Genomic DNA, 15,600 nt, shown 5'->3' with positions numbered 1-15,600 from the left:
ATCGATGGCCGGTCAGCCGGTCAGCCGGTCAGCCGGAATGGTCGCGCCTCGTCGGCGGACAGAGCGATTCGGGAGCGGTCGCCGTGAGGGCCGGGGACAACGTGGCCGGGCGTTCTGGCAGGGGCATTGCAGACCCTCCATCAGATTTCCCTTTGAAATCTCCATGCGCACGTTAGTGACGAGCTGTGGACATGGGCAACAGTGGCACCGGGATGACAGCAATCCGACAGGTGACCGCGTCAACTTCCGCTCTTGGGGCGGAAATTGACGCCGATGACAACCACACGACCGACCCGAACTACCCCTGCTGACTGTCGACGGCCCTGGGTACGACCGGAGCGGGCCGGGTCCACGGGATGAGTGCCGGAACGCGGGCGCGGTAGGCGTCGTAGGACGCACCGAACCGGTCGGCCATCATCCCGTCCTCTATGCGCACCCGGCGCAGCAGCCACGGCACGGCGACGGCCAGGAACACGATCCATACACCGAAGCCGCAGGCCAGCATCCCGCCGAGGACCAGACCCAGGAGCCCGGTGTAGATGGGGTGCCGCACTATTCGGTAAGGGCCGTCGGTGCGCAGCTCGTGGTGTTCGTGGACCAGCGGGATGCTGGCCCACATGACGCCCAGTACCCAGCGGGCCCACAGCAGCAGCGCGGTGGAGGCCACGGCGAGCAGGGCGCCCAGGATCGCGAGTTCGGGCTGCCAGTACTGGAGGTGGCGCCAGAAGGAGTCCGGGGTGTGGTTGACCAGCAGGGAGAACGCGCAGCAGCCCGCGATCAGCAGAGCCCGCTGCGGCAGGGTGCGGCGCAGGCCTCGCGCCCAGCCGTGCGACCCGGCCTCGCCCTTCACGCCGAAGTAGACGGCGCCCGCGATCCAGGCCACGACGAAGATCGCGACACAGATGCCGGTGAGAGCGACGAGTGCGGAATGTAGTGAGCCCATGGCACAAGGCTGCGCCCCGACCTGCCTCGATCACCACCACCCACGGGCTGATTCAGCGGCTCCACCCTCGGGTGGAGACCCATGGCTCACGCCATGACTCACGGTTGAAGTGACCCAGATCACGACGGATCGTGGCATCGGTCAGCCCTGTCGCAGCGTCCCCCTTCTGAAAGTCCACGAGGGGGAACCGACCGTGCGCCGTGGCTACAAGTGGGTCGACCGCGAACTGGCCCGGATGGACCCGGACACCGACTGGGAGCGCATGATCTCGCTCTACGTCGGCCACCGCGTCCCCGAGTTCGCGCTGGCGATGATGGTCTATCCGGGTACCATGCGCATGATGCAGCCGGGCTTCGGATCCGCCACCCTCGCGCACACCGGGAAGCTGGAGAGCCGGCCCCGGCGGCGTTTCGAGGACGGCAACGAGTTCCTGATGGCCTGGATGGTGGACGGGTTGTCCAGCGCGGCGGGCCGCGAGGCCGCCGAGCGGCTCAACCGCATCCACCTGGCCATCGCCCGTGCGACACCGCACTTGCCGGGCAACTTCGACGACGTCGACGACTTCGTCTATCCCCTGGTCCTGCTGGCCACGTCCGCCGACCGTCTGCAGACCTCGCTGGGCCTGCCCGGTACGAGCGAGGCCATGAAGACCGCCTGGCATCGCTGGGCGCGGACGCTCTTCCGCCTCCTGGAGCGCGAGTCCGGCCCGCTGGCCGACGATGCCTTCCCCGAGGACTGGGACGCGATGACCGAGTTCGCCCTGAAGTTTGAATCCCGGCCGTACGAGGAGACGGAGTCCGGCCACCGGGTGGCGAGCGCGATGATGGAGTTCTTCGCCGAGTACTGGTTCCCCACCCCCTTACGGGCGTTCGGCAGGGACCTGACCCGGTATCTCGCCGGCGAGCGGGTCTGCCGGCTCCATCGGATCGGCTGGCTCTCCCCTCGCCGCGAGCGCGCCGTCCGCGCCTTCCTGAAGTCCGCGTTCCTCGCCCAGCGTCTGCTGCCCGACTACCGCAGGCCGCTTCCCGAGCGGCTCCGGCGGACCCGGCGCGGGCCGTCCGCCGCGAGCACCTCCTGAGGGTGAGGCGCCTCAACTACCCAGCATCTTCAGGGTCCTTCGATGCCACACCAACGGGTTCCTCTCGTCGTCGGACCTCATCGCGAGCACCCGCAGCACGATGATGTCGTGGTCGCCGGCCGGATAACTGTGCTCGACGGTGCACTCCAGCCACACCGGTGCCCCGTCGAGGAAGATCGCCCCGGATTCCGCCTCCACGGTGCGCAGGTCGGTGAAGCGGGCCGCCTTGCTGCGGGAGCCGAGTTGGCGGGCCTTGTCGCTGTGGCCCTCGCCCAGGACGGAGATTCCGATGGCCTGCGCGCGGGACAGCAACGGCCAGGTCGTAGAGGTGTGTTGGGCCGCGAAGGAGACCATGGGCGGGTTGTGGGAGACGCCGACCGCGAACGACGAGACGATCATGACGGTCGGTTCGCCGTGGACGCGCGCGGAGAGCGCCGCGACGCCCGACGGGAACCCGGAGAACGCCCTCGTGATCTCCCCGGGATCCGAGGTGATGCCGTCCAGATTCTCCAGGCCTGCCATGCCTTCGATTGCCGTCATCATGCAACCCCCGTCCGCATCGGGCCTCATGACGTCTTGTCAGGCTTCATCACGCGACTCCTGTGGGTAGTTGTGGCGCGGCGGACACCGTGAGGGGTCCGTTGCCGGGAGGCTCGGTTCGCAGGAGTGCGCACGCCAGGAGGCAGAGCACTCCGACCGCCGCGAGCCCGCCGAGCGTCGTCGCGTAGCCGTGCCCGGCCAGCAGGACCGCGCACACCGCGCTGCCCAGCACCGCGCCGAGTTGCTTCATGGCGTTGAAGGTTCCGGACGCCGCCCCGACCTCGTCCGGGCCGACCGAGGTCACCGCCGCGATGGAAAGGGGCGACCAGACAAAGGAGTTGGCGACCCCGTACACCGCGAAGGTGGCGGTCAGGGCGGAGATCGGGGCGTCCGTCGCGACGAGCACCGCCGACGTCCCGATGGACAGGACGAGGGCGCCGGAACCGATGACGGCGACCGCGCGGGACCCGATCCCGTTGTTGAGCCGGGCCGACACCGGCGCCCCCAACAGGCAGACCACGCCCATCGGTACGAGGGTGAGGGCGGCCGCGCCGGCATCGAGCCCGCGCTCCCGCTGGAGGTACAGCATCAGCGGGATCATCGCCGACCCGGAACAGAAGGCCGCCGCGGCACCGGCCCAGGCCGCGACGACGAACCCCCGGCTGCGCAACAACTCGATCGGCACCAGGGCACGTTGACCGTCCCGGCGCTGGAACCACACCACGCCCGCGACCACCAGCACACCGACAACGACGAGCAACCACCTTGGCACGCCCAGCACTTCACCACTTCCCGCGTCCGTGCCCTGGATGCCGATCACCAGCGCACCGACACCGCTCGCGTTCGCGCAGATCGCCCACACCGGGATGCGTGCCTCCTGCCGCGGCAGGACCGGCACGAACACGGCCACGGCCACCAACGCCCCGACACCGACCGGAACGTTGACCCAGAACACCGCGGGCCAGCCCCCGGCGGCGACAAGGAAACCGCCCAGCAACGGCCCGACAGCCACCGCCGCTCCACCGACCGCACCCCAGACCCCGAGCGCGACGGCGAGCCGCGGCGGCCGGAACAGCGCCTTGATGAGGGTCAGGCACTGCGGTGTCATCAGCGCTGCCCCGATGCCCTGCACCACCCGCCATGCGACAAGTGCCGTGATGGAGGCGGACGTCGCGCACAGCAGCGAGCCGAGCGTGAAGGCCGCAAGGCCGACCAGGTGGACGCGCCGATGGCCGTACCGGTCCCCCAGCCGCCCCGCGACGACCAACGGCACCGCATACGCGATGAGATAGCCGCTGTTGACCCACATCGCGGCGGCCTCGTCGGCGCGCAGCCCGCTGATCAGGGACGGCAGCGCGACCGAGGTGATCGTGCTGTCCAGCAGGAGCATGAAGAACCCCGTGCAGAGACTGCCGAGCGCGAGCCAGTCGCGCCGCACGCCCGCGCCCCCGTCCCTACCCCCACCCCCAATCGCACCCGCACCCGCACTCACCGCGGGCATCTCAAACTGCCAGGTTCTCGCGGAGAGTCGGCCCCTGGTACGGCGGCGCGAGCGCACCCCGGCGGCGCAGTTCGGGCAGCAGCAGTTCGCTGATCCCGGCGAAGCCGGAGGGCATGGCCAGCGGGCTGGAGAACATGAAGCCGCCGCGCGATCCGGTCGCGGCGAAGGTCTCCTCCAACGCGTCGGCCACGGCGGCCGGGTCGCCGACGACGCTGTGGTCCAGGCCCGTCGCCCGCCCCCGTCCGTGCGCGAAGAACTCGCTACGGCTCATGGTGTGGTCCGCGCCGAACTCCGTGACGAGCGAGCCGACGATCCCCGCGGGACTCGCGTTGGCCGCCGCCAACTCGTCACGCAGCTCCCCCAGTTGGAAGGAGGCCGGAAGCGTCGAGAAGTCGTAGCCGGCGTTGTGCGAAAGGTAGGTGGCGACGGCCTCCTCGTTCCAGAACTCGTGCACCGCCTCGCAGCGCGCCGACGCCTCGGCCTTCGTGCGGCCGACGATCACCTGGGTCGCCCAGAGGATGCCGACGTGGTCCGGGTCCCGGCCCTCGGCGAGGAGCGCCTCGTCGAGCAGTTTGCGGTGACGCTGCTGGCCGGCGAGGTTGCCGCCGAACCCGAAGACGAGATCGGCGAACCGGGCCGAAGCGGCAATGCCCCGGGGCGAGTTGCCCGCCTGGACGATGAGCGGGTGGTACTGCGGACCGGGTACGGACGCGAGCGGGCCCTTGACGGTGAAGAAGCGCCCCTCGTGGTCGATGGGGTGCACCTTCTCGGGGTCCGCGAACCGGCCCGTGCTCCGGTCGCGGACGATGGCGTCCGGCGCGACGGAGTCCCACAACGCCCGGCAGACGTCGACGAATTCCTCCATCCGCTCGTAGCGCAGGTCGTGGTCCATCAGCTCGGCGAACCCGTAGTTGGCCGCGTCGGCACCGCGTGTGGAGGCGACCACGTTGAAGGCGATCCGGCCGCCGGTCACATGGTCGAGCGAGTTCAACAGCCGTGCCACGTAGAAGGGATGCATGAACGTCGAGGAGTACGTCAGCCCGAAGCCGACCTTCTCCGTCACCGTGGACATCGCGGCGATCACCGGCGCCATGTCGTGGCGCGGCCACTGGATGCCCCACTCCACGGCCGGTGCGATGCTGCCCCGCCAGGTGCTGGGGATGCCGCTGCCGTCGCCGAAGAACAGCAGGCCCACGCCCGCGCGTTCGGCGGTCTGCGCCAGCTCCATGAACATGCGGACGTCCGGGAAGTCCCGCCCGATCCAGGAGCCCTGTCGGGCCCAGGCGCCTTCGGTGTGGGTGAACGAGAGGTCGTAGCCGATGTGCATTCCGGTCATCGCGCGGCCTTCTTCCACAGCTCGGCCACTTCGTCGGCGTCGGTCAACACGGCCACGTTCAGGCCGAGTTGGAACAGGGCTGCCGCGTTGACGTGGTGGTCGTAGGCGGTCGTCGTGTCCTGCGGTACGACGACGGGCCAGTCGAGTTGGACGGCGTCCTGGGCGGTGGCGTACACGCAGCACTCGCTCGTCAGGCCGACGACGGTGAGCCAGTCGTGGCCGGCGGCGCGCAGCCGCGCGTCGAGATCGGTGCCGAGGAAGCCGCTGTAGCCGCGCTTGACGACCCGCAACTCCCCTTCCTCCGGCTGCATTTGATACCACTCGGCGCCCGGCGTCCCGACCCGGCACGGCTCGTCCGGGCTCATGGGCGCGTCGTAGTCACCCTCGCGCAGCCAGTTGCTCGACCGCCACGGTCGCGCCGGGTCGCTGCCCAACTCGACCCAGACGACCGGCACTTCGGTGGCACGCGCGGCGTCGACGAGCTCGGCGATACGGGTGACCGTCCGGTCGAGGGCCGCCAGCGCCGTGTCCGTCAGGCCGTACGCCCCCAGCCGCTCCGGGTCGGCGAAGTCACGTTGTACGTCGACCACGACGAGCGCCGGCCTGCTGAACGGCCCGGTGAGCTGGGCGAGTTGTCTGTCCCGCAGGTCGGACATCAGGCCGCCACCTCGTCCCGGGCGCGCAGCTCGGGCAGCACGGTCTCGCCGAACAGCAGCATGTCCTCGTCGTACTCCGGGAAGATCAGCATGAGTCCGTCGAGGTCGGCCTCCCGCACGATGTACTCGATGTGCTCGGTGACCGTCCGGGCCGACCCGGCGACGTACGGCGTCTGGAAGGCCGCCTCCCCATTGGCGCCGTCGGCCCACGCGCGGGCCTGGTCCGCGGGCACGCCCCAGGTGTGCCGCATATGGGCGAGCGCCTCACGGTCGACGCCGACGCCCCACTCCCTCACCTTTTTGACGGCCAGCTCGTCGGTGTCGTCCTGGACGACGGTGAGCATCGAATACGTCTTGCAGACACGGCCGTTGGCCTTCGCCCGCGCATGCACGTCGGCCGAGAGCGACCGCATGTCGTCGAGACTGTCGGCGGCGAGAAAGGCGCCGTCGGCGTACCGCGCCTGGAACCGGCGCGCGTCCTCGGACCGCCCCGCGCTGATGAGGGTCGGCCGGGTCGCCGGATGCGGGCGGGACTCGCAGTCGACGAGGTCGAAGTACGGGGTGCGCAGGGTGACCGAGTCCTCGGTCCACAACCGCGTGACCGCCTCCGTCCACAGCTCGGTCATCCGATAGCGGTCCTCGTGGCTCAACTCCGGGTCCCAGTCCCCGAATTGCTCGAACTCCCCCGCGTACGAGCCGTTCACGATGTTCATCCCGGCGCGACCTCCGGAAATGTCCTGGAGGGTGGTGAGCATCTTCGCCGCGACGGCGGGGTTGTGGATGTTGGCGTGCAGGGTCGCCCAGATCTTGACCCGGCTGGTCGCCTCGGCGAGCGCCGCCATCATCGTCATCGACTCCAGCGAACGGCCCCAGTGGTCCGTACTCCCGCCGAAACCACGCCACTTGGCCATCGACATCACGAAGTCGAGCCCGATGCTCTCCGCGTGCACGGCGGCACGCTTGTTGTACGCGTAGGTCGCCTCGGGATGCGGCGCGGTGGTGGAGAGCATCCAGCCGCCGTTCCCGATGGGAAGGAAGATTCCATACTCTTTCGCGGGCACGTCACGGACCTTTCTACGGCTCTGCGGGTCTCTTGCGTTCTTACGGCGCGGGCCAGACGAGCTTGTCGCCGCTGTAGATGTCCTTGACGAAGGACGTGTCGAACCAGCCCGTGGCCTTGGCGGCGGTCACACTGCCCGGCACGATCTTGAACTGGTGCAGCATGGCGACGAGTTGGGCGACGTTGTCGGGGTCGACACCGCCCAGCGGCTGTCCGGGCGTCGGGTTCTCCTTGACGACCTGCGTCTCGGTCTTCCAGATCGTCGCGTTCAGCTTCTTGTCGTAGGTCGGGCCGGACAACTTGGCCGCGTAGCCGACGCATTCGCTGATGTGCGCCTCGCTGGCGGAGCAGTACTCGTACGCGTGCAGCGCGGCTCGCAGCACGTCCTCGACGGCGTGCGGATGCGCCTTGGCGAAGGCCGGGTTGACGGCCATCGCCCCGATCGAACTCGGAATCTTGTAGTCGACCGGCTTCCACACGGTGACGTCCTTGCCGGCCGCCTTCAGCTGATTCGGCTCGTTGGAGACGAACCCGGTGAGCGCCTCAAGACCACCCTGCTTACGCGGCAGCACAGAAGGGTCGTACCCCTCCTTGACCAGCTTGAGCGAGTCCCACTTCACACCGGCCTTGACCAGCATCGCCTCGACAGCGGCGGGGACATACCCCTTGTGCCCGACGACCTTCCCGTCCAGCTGGGTCAGATCGGTGATGTCCTTGTTCGTCATCAGAATGTCGAGCCCGGCATTCGAGTACGAGGAAATCCCCTTGATGTCAATCCCGTTGGCCTGCGCCTGGATCAGGTCCTGCTCGGAGATCGCGGACATCGTCGCCTGTCCACTGGCGAGCAACTTGGTGTTCTGCGCGGTGTCCCCGGTACCGGGCTTGAGACCGACGGTGAGGCAGAGATCCTTGAAATACCCCAACTTGGCGGCGGCGATGTATTCGAGGATCGAGACCGAGGACTGGAACTGGTAGCCGGAGAGATACGTGATCTTCCCGGCGGCTTTGTTCTCGGCACACCGCTTCGCGGAGATAGCGGAACCTGCCGAGCCGGCGGAGGTGCTGTCGTCCGAGCCGGAACCACATCCGGCGACTCCGAGCACCAACACGGCGGCGACGAGGGTAGATCTGGTGAGGCGATAGCGAGACATGGGTGACTCCAAACTGGCTGAATTCCGGTGAGTTGAGCGCCCCGAAAGGGGCGCGGGGCTGTATCGATATGCGGCTCCGCCGCGCGGGCGCGACCAGCCCCCACCGGCCCGCAGGTATATGACGTTCCTGTCGGTGACGTTCCTGTCGGCGCTTAGTCCTGGCTGCTGTCGTGCCAATGCAGCACGCGACGCTCGACGACGGTCACGGCGAGCAACAGCAGCACGCCCATCACCGCAAGCACGAGGATCGAGGCGTAAACAACAGGGAGTTGATTCATGGAGGAGGCCACACTGATCGCGGTTCCAAGACCCCCGGTGGACCCGGACGCCGACATCTCCGCAACCACCGCCCCGATGATCGACAGCGGAAAGACGATCCGCAGCGCGGCAAAGAGATACGGCAGGGCATTGGGAACGCGCACGTGCCACAACAACTCGACCCGGCTCGCATCCATCGTCCGATACACCTGCAGCACCTGCTGCGGAACGGACCGCAACCCCGTAGCCGTGTTGATGAGAATCGGAAAGAAACAGATCAGCCCGGTGATGATCAGCTTGGGCATCGCCCCGAACCCGAAAGCCACGACAAGAGCCGGCGCGATGGCAACCAACGGCGTGACGTTGAGCACAACAGCGATCGGCATCACCGCCCGCCGCACCAGCGGGAGTTCACTGGTCAGGACCGCGAGGACGAACGCGCCGACGAACCCCATCCCCAGCCCGGCCGTAGCCTCGCCAAGGGTGACAAGGGCGTTGTGGACGTAGTAGCCGAGTTCATCGGACAGCGAACTACCGACATCGGACAACGGCGGTAGCAGATAGGGAAGTCGTTCGGCTCCCCAGTGCCAGAGCCCGGCAAGCAGCACCAGCATCACGACAAGCGGCAGCCATACGGTCGGCCGGATCCACGCGATCCGCGACCTCGGGTGCTTCAGGCTGAACCGGGACGGTTCGACGGGCGGCGGTGTCTTCGCCACCGGAGCGGTGGTGCGTTCGTCGGCTACGGTCATGTCCTTCACGCCCCCACTCACGCGGCTTCGCTGTGCCAGGCGCGCCGCAGCCGCTCTCGAACCAGGTCCTCGTACTCGTGGAACCGCCGTTCCCCGAAGAGCCGTTCACCGCGCGGCCGGGGCAGGTCGATGTCGATGCTCTCGACGATCCGGCCGGGGTTCGGCGCCATGACGACGACGGTGTCGGAGAGCCGTACGGCCTCGGAGACGGAGTGGGTGACGAACAGGACGGTCGTCCTCAACTCCTCCCAGAGGTCGAGGAGTTGGTCCTGAAGGCTCTCGCGGGTGAACTCGTCGAGCGCCGAGAAGGGTTCGTCCATGACGAGCACGTCGGGCTGTAGGCCGAACGCCCGCACGATCGCGGCGCGTTGGCGCATGCCGCCGGACAACTGGGCCGGGAGCTTGTGCAGGGCGTCGCCGAGACCGGCCTTGACGAGGAGTTCCTCCATGTCGGGAACCGCCGTCCGCCGCTCGGCGAAGTCGGCGATGCGCTCACGCCGCTTGCCCGCACCCCGGTTGATCTTCTGCGGCAGCGTGACGTTGCGCAGGACCGACAGCCACGGCAGCAGCGCGGGGCTCTGCGGCACGAGCCCGATCATCTTGGCCGCGCAGGCGTCCGCCGGTGTCACCCCGTGCACTGACACCTCGCCGAGGTCCGGCTGTTCGAGGCCCGCGACGAGACGCAGCAGGGTGGACTTACCGCAGCCGCTGGGGCCGATGAGACTGACGAAACGGCCCGACGGCACCGTCAGGTGGACGTCGTCGAGGGCCGTGGTCGCGGCGGACCCGAAGCCGTAGACCCGTCGTACCGACCGCAGTTCGAGTGCTGGCGTACCAGTCACCTTCACGCTCCCATCCATGTCGCGGGCACGAGTGCCCGATCCTGGAAGTCGGAGAGCGTGCGTAGCGAGTGCGACTGACTGCCACGCGGAAATCCGCTTAGGTGCCCCCGACCGTAGGAAGATTGTGTTTCGGGACAGCGCAGTTGACTGTTACGGGCGTTTTACGTCTGGCTTCGCAGAAGATCGCAGCGGGGCGACCGTGCTGCCGTCGAAGACGTGGATCTCGATCCCGAGGTCCGCCGCGGCCCGCGCCACCCAGCCGCCGAGGGCCTGCACGATCAGCTCGGTGACCAGCAGCACCGTGCGCTCGGCGGTCGGTACGGACTCCCGCAGCCAGAGCAGTTTGAACATGTCCGCCATGACCTTGTTGCGGTAGGCGGGCTTGTACGCACCCTGGTTGCCGACCAGTTGGACGAGCACGCGGCAGCCCACGTCGATCCCCTCGACCTCGACCCGGCTGCCGTCAGGCAGCATGAGCGGCTTCGGGCGCAGCGGCGTGCCGAGGCGGTCTCCGAGCGCGAGGAGCATGCGGCGCTCGACGGAACCCTCGGCGAACCGGCTCCACTCGGTGGGGGCGTCCAGGACGATCAGGTGCACGCGCCGCATCCTAGGAAGGGTCCGTTTCCCCCGTGTTGCTTAGGGTGGACCACCATGAGAGCAGGCGGAGCGACAAGGACACCTGACGAGGACGCGGGTACGACACGGCTCGACGGCCGGGTCGAGCGGGGCAACCGCACGCGGCAACTGGTCCTGCGCCGCACCGTCGACATCGCCTCCGTCGAGGGTCTGGAGGCGTTGACCGTCGGCCGGTTGGCCACCGAGCTGCGGCTCAGCAAGAGCGGGGTGTTCGCGCTCTTCGGCTCCAAGCAGGAGCTGCAACTGGCCACCGTGCGCGAGGCCGCCCGCATCTACACCGAGAAGGTCATCAGGCCCGCCGCCGAAGTCCCGGCCGGCGTAGGCCGGTTGTGGCGGCTGTGCGAGCTGTGGCTTGAGTACTCACGGGGGCGGGTCTTCCCCGGCGGCTGCTTCTTCTACGAGGTCATCGCCGAGTTCGACGCCCGCTCCGGGCCCGTACACGACGCGGTGGTCGGCGCGCAGCGGGACTGGACGGCCTTCGTGGAGCGGACGGCAGCCGAGGCGCGGGACGCGGGCGAGCTGCGCGCCGACACGGACATACCCCAACTCGCCTTCGAGATCATCGCGTTGATGGAGACGGCCAACGTCGTCTCCGTACTGCACGACGAGGAGACCGCGTACCGCCGGGCCCGGGTCGGCATAGCGGCCCGACTGCGGTGCGCCGCCACCGACCCTACGAAGGCTCCTCAAGTCCCCTGACATACAAGCGATATACAGGGCATTTCCCCTCCCCGCGCAGAGCGCTTTTCCCCTCTCCTCACTTCGGCCGAAAACAAGTAGCACGACCGTTCGCCCAGTTTTAGGCTCAAGCCCCATGACAGCCACCGGAACGGACATCGTCGAGCTCGACCGGATCGCCGTGTACGAGGCCCTGCGCGTAGTGGAGTTGGCGCAGGATGAGGACTGGGCGCGGGACACCCCCTGCGCGGGGTGGGACCTGCGGCGGCTCGTGGCGCACATGGCCGCGCAGCATCACGGGTTCGCGGCCGCCGCGCGCGGAGCGGGTGGGGACAGGGCGTACTGGCGGGAGCCCGAGGACATGAGCGAGCCGGCCCGGACGCACCGCGCGGCGGCCACCGCCGTCCTCGCCGCGTTCGACGAACCCGGCGCCACCGAGCGGGAGTTCGCGCTGCCGGAGCTGGGCGCGAGCTTCCCGGGCCGGACCGCGATCGGCTTCCATTTCATCGACTACGTCGTCCACGCCTGGGACGTAGCCGCCGCCCTCGGCGCGGAACTCGACCTGTCGGACGACGTGTTGGGCATCGCGCTGGTGGTGGCCCGACTGGTGCCCACCGAACCGGCCGTGCGCGGACCGGAGTTCGCCTTCGCCCCGCCGCTCGACGTACCGCCGGACGCCGGCCCGCTCGACGAGGCGCTACGGCTGCTGGGCCGGACGCCGGAGCACTGGCCCGTGAAGGGTCGCTGAACTCGCCCCCTTTGCCTGCCCTTTGAGCAAAGCCGCCCTCCCTTTGAACAAGGAAACCGCCCCGCTCGTACCTCCTGGCACTGGCCACGCGCCAACTTCTCCATTGACCAGTTGGTTCCCCCGGGAGGCTCCCTTGCGTCGTATCAACGGTACGGCTGTGTTCATCGCCACCATTTTCGCCACCACCGGTGCGCTCGTCTTTCCCGTGTGGTCGTACGCCGACCGGGCGGGAACCGGGCAGGCGAACGTGGCGGCGGGCACCGTGAACACCGAGTGGGGGCCGTTGACGGCCGCCGACCGGGATCTGATCGTGCGGGTGCGGCTGGCCGGGCTGTGGGAGCTGCCGGCCGGGCAGCAGGCGATCGAGCGGGCGCCCAGCCAGGCGATCAAGGAGGCCGGTGACCACCTCATCGTCGGCCACACCGACCTCGACAAGCGGGTGCGGATCATCGCGGCCCAGCTCGGGGTCGCGCTGCCGAACGTGCCGAACGAGCAACAGCAGGGCTGGCTGCGGGAGATGAGCGCGGCGACCGGCGCCGAGTACGAGTACAAGTTCGCCAACCTGCTGCGGGCCGCGCACGGCAAGATCTTCCCGGCCATCGGCGCCGTACGGAACACCACGCGGAACACGCTCGTACGGCAGCTGGCGTCGGACGCCAACCAGACCGTGCTCGACCACATCACGATCCTGGAGAAGACCGGGCGGGTCGACTTCGACGCCATCGCCAACTCGATCGCCAACTCCTCGACCGCCAGCCCGACCGGCCCCGCGGCGCCGTTGCCCGGCCAGGTGGCGCCCTCGGCCCCCGTCGCCGAGGCGAGCCCGAACATCCGGACCACCTCCCGGCCGTCCCCGGCGGCGCCGGGCACGGTCAACACCGGCCGCCCGGATCCGGTCGACTCGAACGGCATCCTGGGTTAGGAGGCCGCTCCCCGAACCTCAAATGTTGCTCTGAAGGTGTCCCGCACGCGGTTCGGGGCCCGGCGCCGGGGCGATACCCCCGTACACGCCGGAACAGCGGCCTTGTGGAGTTGATGAATTTCCTGGAGGACGGGGGCGCACGATGGAGCGACTGGGAACGGGCATCGGCTGGCGGCCGGAGATCGCGGACGCCGTGGAACGCATGCCGGGCATCGACTGGGTCGAGGCCGTGGCCGAGAACGTCTGCCCCGGCCACCTCCCCGACTCCCTGCTACGGCTGCGCGAGCGCGGCGTGACCGTGATCCCGCACGGCGTCTCCCTGGGCCTCGGCGGCGCCGACCGCCCGGACGAGGCCAGGCTGACGGCGCTCGCCGAGCGCGCCGAGGCGCTGGGCGCGCCCCTGGTCACGGAGCACATCGCGTTCGTCCGCGCGGGCGGCTCCCTGACCGCCTCCCCGCTCCTCGAAGCCGGCCACCTGCTGCCCGTACCGCGCACCCGCGACGCCCTCGACGTGCTCTGCGAGAACATCCGCATCGCCCAGGCCGCACTGCCCGTACCCCTCGCGGTCGAGAACATCGCCGCGCTGCTGGCCTGGCCGGGCGAGGAGATGACCGAGGGACAGTTCCTCTACGAACTGGCCGACCGCACCGGCGTACGCCTGCTCATCGACGTCGCCAACCTGCACACCAACCACGTCAACCGCGGCGAGGACCCGGCCAAGGCCCTCGCCGAACTCCCCGTCGAGGCCATCGCGTACGTCCATGTCGCGGGCGGCGTCGAACGCGACGGCGTCTGGCACGACACCCACGCCCACCCGGTCCCCGCGCCGGTCCTCGCCGTCCTGACCGACCTCGCGTCCCGCGTCTCCCCACCCGGGGTCCTGCTGGAGCGCGACGACAACTTCCCCGAACCGGCTGTGCTGGAGCGGGAGTTGGAGGCAATTCAGGGGGCGCTGACCAAAGGGTGGGCACGGTCGGCCGCAAGCCGGGTGCCCGCACGGGAGGCGGCACCCGCACCCGAGGCCACTGGCACCGTCGCCGCTCCCCCGGCCGCACCGCGGTCCTCCGACTGCGCCCGCCAACGCCTCGCCCTCTCCCAGACCGCCCTCCTCTCCGCCCTGGTCGCCGGTACCCCCGTCCCCGGCGGTTTCGACCGCGTGCGGCTCGGTGTGCAGGCGCGGGCGCTCGGGGTGAAGCGGGCCGACGTAGTGGCGAAGGTGGCTCCCGAACTGCCCTTGATCCTCGGGGACTTGTACCGGCCGGCCTTCCTCGCGTACGCGCACTCGCATCCAATGTCCGGCGGTTACCGGCGTGACGCGCTGGACTTCGCCGGGCAGCTGCTGCTCTCGGGCGGGCCCGAGGACGCGGAGGTGCGGCGGGAGTTGCGGGAGTGGTGGCTGGAGCGGTCGGGGCCTGTCCCGCGTTCGGCGCGGCCAGCGGTCCGGCTCGCCCGCGCCACCCGGCGGGTGCTGCTGCGCCGCTGAGGGGCCGAGGCGGGGCCGGCGGGAGGGGTGAGGTGCGGCTGACGTGGGGCCTTGGAAGGTGAGAGTGACTCCACAGTAATATTGCGGTTCCGCACGAGAAGCGCACAGAAAGCACACTCACGTGCGGTGCCGTAACAGGAGGCACCCATGCGACCGCGACCCCCCGTACAGGGCCGAGGCATATTCAGTGGCACCGGCGTCATCGTCATGGGCCTGACCGCGACGCTGGCCGCGCTGATCTTCCCGGTCTGGTCCTACGCCGACCGGTCCGGGACGACCGGTGCGAGTGTGCTCAGCGACCAGACCGTGACCACGCAGTACGGGCCGTTGTCCGCCCTGGACCGGGACTTCGTCACGAGGGTCCGGCTGGCCGGGCTGTGGGAGCTGCCGGCCGGGCAGCAGGCCGAGAAGAAGGGCACGACCGCGGCCGTACGGACGGCGGGGCAGCATCTCATCGACGGCCACACGTTCCTCGACGAGCGGGTGCGGGACGTCGCCGCCCGGCTCGGTGTGCCGCTGCCCAACCAGCCCAACGCACAGCAACAGCAGTGGCTCGCCACGCTGAACGCGGCGCAGGGCGTGGACTTCGACCGCAAGTTCGCCAACATCCTGCGCCTCGCGCACGGCAAGGTGTTCACGGTGGTCGCCCAGGTCCGCGCAACCACCCAGAACTCCCTGGTCCGCGCCCTCGCCGACGACGCGAACACGACCGTCCTGGACCACATCAAGGTCCTGGAGGCCACCGGGTACGTCGACTTCGCCGCGCTGGCCCGGGACATGGCGGCGTCGAGCTCGCCGGCGCCCAGCGTCTCCGCCGCGGCCGACCCCGGCCAGGTGGTCCCGCTGACCCCGTCGGTCTCCCCGACCTACACGCTCCCGCCGGCCGCCTCCGCCCCACCGCCGTCGGCCCAGCCGTAGAACCGTTTCGGACATGGTTCGTTTCCGGCCATTCGGAACGTCACATACCGACAACGCTCCGTCCGGATTGTGAACAAGGCATGGCGTCACGCTGGGCC

16 protein-coding genes are annotated in these 15,600 nt (G+C 69.4%); 6 read left to right on the top strand and 10 right to left on the bottom strand.

All coding sequences use genetic code 11. The features are described from left to right. Positions 1-298: 298 nt before the first annotated feature. Positions 299-943, bottom strand: a complete 645-nt coding sequence (locus OG496_RS41460) for a methyltransferase family protein (protein WP_405974517.1) — start codon at positions 941-943, stop codon at positions 299-301. A 193-nt stretch (positions 944-1,136) separates the two neighbouring features. Here OG496_RS41460 and OG496_RS41455 point away from each other — a divergent pair, with 193 nt between their 5' ends. Continuing rightward, on the top strand, positions 1,137-2,021 hold the full coding sequence (locus OG496_RS41455) for a DUF2236 domain-containing protein (protein WP_405974516.1): 885 nt from the start codon (positions 1,137-1,139) through the stop codon (positions 2,019-2,021). 12 nt (positions 2,022-2,033) lie between these two features. Here OG496_RS41455 and OG496_RS41450 read toward each other — a convergent pair whose 3' ends face one another. The 9 genes from OG496_RS41450 to OG496_RS41410 form a co-directional block, all read right to left on the bottom strand. Next, positions 2,034-2,564, bottom strand: a complete 531-nt coding sequence (locus tag OG496_RS41450; protein WP_405974515.1) for a flavin reductase family protein — start codon at positions 2,562-2,564, stop codon at positions 2,034-2,036. A 46-nt stretch (positions 2,565-2,610) separates the two neighbouring features. After that, positions 2,611-3,999 carry an MFS transporter gene (locus OG496_RS41445; RefSeq protein ID WP_405974514.1) on the bottom strand — a complete coding sequence of 463 codons (1,389 nt, stop codon included), beginning with the start codon at positions 3,997-3,999 and terminating at the stop codon, positions 2,611-2,613. A gap of 64 nt (positions 4,000-4,063) precedes the next feature. Beyond that, the gene (locus OG496_RS41440; RefSeq protein WP_405974513.1) at positions 4,064-5,398 is read right to left on the bottom strand and encodes an NtaA/DmoA family FMN-dependent monooxygenase; all 1,335 of its coding nucleotides are present in this window, start codon (positions 5,396-5,398) and stop codon (positions 4,064-4,066) included. Continuing rightward, complete coding sequence (locus tag OG496_RS41435) at positions 5,395-6,054, bottom strand: cysteine hydrolase family protein (RefSeq protein ID WP_405974512.1); 660 nt, start codon at positions 6,052-6,054, stop codon at positions 5,395-5,397. Before OG496_RS41435 ends, OG496_RS41440 begins: the two co-directional genes overlap by 4 nt. After that, a complete protein-coding gene (locus OG496_RS41430; protein WP_405974511.1) occupies positions 6,054-7,115 on the bottom strand; it encodes an LLM class flavin-dependent oxidoreductase in 1,062 nt (353 codons plus the stop codon). Before OG496_RS41430 ends, OG496_RS41435 begins: the two co-directional genes overlap by 1 nt. Positions 7,116-7,155: 40 nt before the next feature. Beyond that, positions 7,156-8,265 carry an ABC transporter substrate-binding protein gene (locus OG496_RS41425; protein WP_405974510.1) on the bottom strand — a complete coding sequence of 370 codons (1,110 nt, stop codon included), beginning with the start codon at positions 8,263-8,265 and terminating at the stop codon, positions 7,156-7,158. A 152-nt stretch (positions 8,266-8,417) separates the two neighbouring features. Next, on the bottom strand, positions 8,418-9,275 hold the full coding sequence (locus OG496_RS41420) for an ABC transporter permease (protein ID WP_405976814.1): 858 nt from the start codon (positions 9,273-9,275) through the stop codon (positions 8,418-8,420). A gap of 17 nt (positions 9,276-9,292) precedes the next feature. Beyond that, positions 9,293-10,117: an ABC transporter ATP-binding protein gene (locus OG496_RS41415; protein ID WP_405974509.1), complete on the bottom strand. Its 825-nt coding sequence runs from the start codon at positions 10,115-10,117 to the stop codon at positions 9,293-9,295. Positions 10,118-10,267: 150 nt separating this feature from the next. Then, positions 10,268-10,723 (bottom strand): hypothetical protein, encoded by a 456-nt coding sequence (locus tag OG496_RS41410; RefSeq protein ID WP_405974508.1) that lies wholly within the window; start codon positions 10,721-10,723, stop codon positions 10,268-10,270. 45 nt (positions 10,724-10,768) lie between these two features. Here OG496_RS41410 and OG496_RS41405 point away from each other — a divergent pair, with 45 nt between their 5' ends. The 5 genes from OG496_RS41405 to OG496_RS41385 all read left to right on the top strand — a co-directional run bounded on the left by OG496_RS41405 (position 10,769) and on the right by OG496_RS41385 (position 15,502). After that, entirely contained in the window at positions 10,769-11,452 is a 684-nt protein-coding gene (locus tag OG496_RS41405; RefSeq protein ID WP_405974507.1) for a TetR/AcrR family transcriptional regulator, read from the top strand. A 115-nt stretch (positions 11,453-11,567) separates the two neighbouring features. Then, positions 11,568-12,179 carry a TIGR03086 family metal-binding protein gene (locus OG496_RS41400; protein ID WP_405974506.1) on the top strand — a complete coding sequence of 204 codons (612 nt, stop codon included), beginning with the start codon at positions 11,568-11,570 and terminating at the stop codon, positions 12,177-12,179. 133 nt (positions 12,180-12,312) lie between these two features. Continuing rightward, positions 12,313-13,101 (top strand): DUF4142 domain-containing protein, encoded by a 789-nt coding sequence (locus OG496_RS41395; protein WP_405974505.1) that lies wholly within the window; start codon positions 12,313-12,315, stop codon positions 13,099-13,101. Positions 13,102-13,243: 142 nt separating this feature from the next. Then, positions 13,244-14,584, top strand: a complete 1,341-nt coding sequence (locus OG496_RS41390) for a DUF692 domain-containing protein (protein WP_405974504.1) — start codon at positions 13,244-13,246, stop codon at positions 14,582-14,584. A 147-nt stretch (positions 14,585-14,731) separates the two neighbouring features. Beyond that, on the top strand, positions 14,732-15,502 hold the full coding sequence (locus tag OG496_RS41385) for a DUF4142 domain-containing protein (protein WP_405974503.1): 771 nt from the start codon (positions 14,732-14,734) through the stop codon (positions 15,500-15,502). The last annotated feature ends 98 nt before the right edge of the window (positions 15,503-15,600 follow it).

The organism is Streptomyces sp. NBC_00988, from assembly GCF_045162645.1.
Lineage (GTDB): Bacteria > Actinomycetota > Actinomycetes > Streptomycetales > Streptomycetaceae > Streptomyces.
This window is presented reverse-complemented; position numbering and strand designations above follow the sequence as displayed.